The sequence below is a fragment of the Methanocalculus sp. genome (assembly GCF_029762515.1).
In the GTDB taxonomy this organism is placed as follows: domain Archaea; phylum Halobacteriota; class Methanomicrobia; order Methanomicrobiales; family Methanocorpusculaceae; genus Methanocalculus.
In genome coordinates this window covers 1-3,008 of record NZ_JARVGN010000295.1, presented here as the reverse complement: position 1 = coordinate 3,008, position 3,008 = coordinate 1, and the positions used below count along the sequence as shown (strand labels likewise).

The 3,008-nt window shown below is 49.5% G+C and carries 2 protein-coding genes; both read right to left on the bottom strand.

Features of this window, described 5'->3' with window-relative positions; all coding sequences use genetic code 11:
- The coding region (locus QCH34_RS09865) for a PAS domain-containing protein (RefSeq protein ID WP_300333514.1) at positions 1–530 on the bottom strand (530 nt) is incomplete at its 3' end.
- A 185-nt stretch (positions 531–715) separates the two neighbouring features.
- Positions 716–3,008, bottom strand: a 2,293-nt coding sequence (locus QCH34_RS09860) for a PAS domain S-box protein (protein WP_300333512.1), incomplete at its 5' end; no start/stop codon positions are given.

The window sequence follows — 3,008 nt, the reverse complement described above, 5'->3', positions numbered from 1 at the left end:
AGCTCCTCCATTGCACGATTCCATGCAATGACAAGACCATCCCGGTCAATAACCAGTGTTGCATCAGGCAGAAAATTTATGGTATCTGCAAGGCTCTTGTGGGATCTGGCGATCTCCTCTTCAGCACGTTTCCGATCGGTTATATCCCGTATCGTCTCGATTGCACCGATGATCCCGCCATCCGGACCATACAGCGGGCTTGCTTTTGCCCAGAGACAGATACCGTCCGGCCCAAATGTCGGGATGAAGATATCAACCACCAGCGTATCGCCGATCTTTTCGACACTATTATACCGCCTTTCGATCTCGACCTCGGGCATGAAGACCAGGTTTGCAAGAATCGGTTTCCGCTCCCCATAAAACGGGAGAGCATACTCATAGTCGCCTTTGCCGAGCATCAAATCAGCAGATACTCCGGTAAGCTCCTCCATGGCACGATTCCATGCAATGACAAGACCATCCCGGTCAATAACCAGTGTTGCATCAGGCAGAAAATTGATGATATCCCCATGAAAAATACCCCGCTCCATCTCCATGAGTCTGCTCCCAATCCAAGAATAGCTCTTTTTAGATGATGAAGGTTGTCAATTCGAAAAAGAGGCAATCAATAGATATCCCTCTTCCTTTTGGAAAGAGATCATCTGAAGCTGAACGTATCTGCTCGAGAGAGACATACTGTCAGCTATTGTGGCCAAAAAGAGCGGGTTAGCATACATCATGCAGCTTGAGAGGCTGTCGAAATCCTGAATTCACCTTTTGGAATCAGAATTTCAAACCGTGCTCCCTGCCCATACACACCGGTTTCCTGAATGGCAATCCCGGTTATCCCGAGGATTTCGCTTGAGAGGAAGAGGCCATAGCCGGTATTTTTACCAAAGCCACGATTGAAAATCTTCTTTTTCAAATTCTCAGGGATACCGGCTCCATCATCCTCCCAGATGATCATGAGATCATCGCCTGCCTGAGCATAACTGACGCAGATCCGCGTAACATGCTCTCCATGGCGGATTGTATTATCCAGGAGATTCTCGAAGACTTTGGAGATCATGGGATCTGCAAAGATGGAAACATCCTCCACCTTTGCGGTTAAACGAATCTCCGCCGGTACATCTGTTCGTGGAAGTATACTATTGAGTTCATGCCACTTTGGCTTATGTACACCAATATCCTGATACGTCTTGGTGAAGGCAATCTGGCGCTGGATCATCTCTGATGAGATCTGAATCTTCTCCAGTTGACGGAGCAACTCTTCATCTCCGCTTGCACGCTTCTTAGCCATATAGAGAAAACCTTCAGTGATCATGAGCTGGTTCTGGATATCATGACGGGTGATGCTGGTCATCAGGTTGAGCTGGCGGTTTGCATTCCGGAGTGCATCTTCCGCAAGCTTCTTTCCGGTGATATCACGGACTACACAGAATATCAGTTTCTTTCCAGAGAATACGGCTGCATTTGTACTGATATCAACCGAAAGGACACTGCCATCCTTCTTACAGTGCAGTGTCTCGAAGTGATCGCCGTCCTCACCAACCGTTCCGAGCATCTCAAGCAGCGTCTCCGGTTTGAACTGGAAATCCCAATCCCAGACATGGAGATTCCGGATCTCATCCTGCGTATACCCGAGCATATCGGCAAACTGCCTGTTCGATTCGAAGACGCTGCCATCCTGTTCCAGGGTCACAATACCGTCACGGGATTGATCGATCAGGATACGCCTCCGCACGGCTTCATCAGCAAGCTTCCTATCAGTCAGATCCCGGATATTGAGGAGGAGGAGATCCCGCCCTTCAAATCGTATCCGGGTGCGGAAGACTTCCACATCAAAGAGTGTCCCATCACCAGGGCGACGGGCAGAGAGGGCAGATAATTCCCCGGCATCTGAAAAACCATCCATCAGGCCTTTTTCGGATTGACCAGGGCTTCGGCTGCCGGAGAGATATTCAGAAAGAGAAGAGGAGAGCGCCTCTTCATGCGAAACCCCAAACATCCTCAGCATCGTCTCGTTTACATCGATAATTGCACCATCGGAATCACTGATGATGATCCCATCATATGAGTGATCAAGAATAGTCCGAAGCTGTCGCCTGCCCTCACGGAGTTCATGCTGCGCTTCAGTCAGTTCATCCAGCTGCTGGCGGAGTTCCTCTTCAGCCGCAGCCAGCTGTTCAAAAGCAGCCCTTATCTCATCATTTCTCCTTTGGAGTTCAAAATCGCGCTCAATGAGATCGGTGATATCCTTTCCGACCGCCTGGTATTCGGAAAGAATACCCCGTTCATCGAAAAGGGCTGTCGTGCTCCACCGGTGCCACCGGATCCCGCCATCCTTCATGATGGTTCGTTGATCGATGGTCCCGGACGGCTCTTTCGGGGTAAGAGAAGCATAAAGGAGGGCGACCTTGTGAACGTCACCGGGATGAATCTTTGGCTTGAACCGTCTTCCGATAACAGAGTCCGGATCCAGATCAAAGGTACGGCAGTATGCACCATTTGCAAAGAGAATGGTGCCATTCGGTAGAAAACGGCAGATAAGCTCTGTCTGCACAAGAACAACATTCCGATACCGTTCCTCGCTTTCAAAAAGCGCCTGTTCACTCCTCCTTTTTGATATAGCATACCGTATCTTGTTTGAGAGCTCGGCAAACTGCGACTTTGGATCACCGCCTTTCTGGAGGTAAAAATCAGCTCCGCTGTTTAATGCGTCAATAACAACATCTTCACGCCCTTTTCCGGTGAAGATGATAAACGGAGTTGGGTTCCCATTCGCCCTGAGATGCTTGAGAAAGCAGATGCCATCGCATCCCGGCATCTGGTAATCTGAGATTATTGCATCAAATGATTCTTCCGAGAGGAGCTGGATTGCCTCATGTGCACTCCTGATGGTTGTAACCGCAAATTCACCTTCCCGTTCAAGGTAGAGCTTTCCTATATGGAGGAGACCAGGTTCATCATCGACATAGAGGATTGCAAGGCGGGTACCAGGCGATCCGGTATCGGGCATACTGGTGACT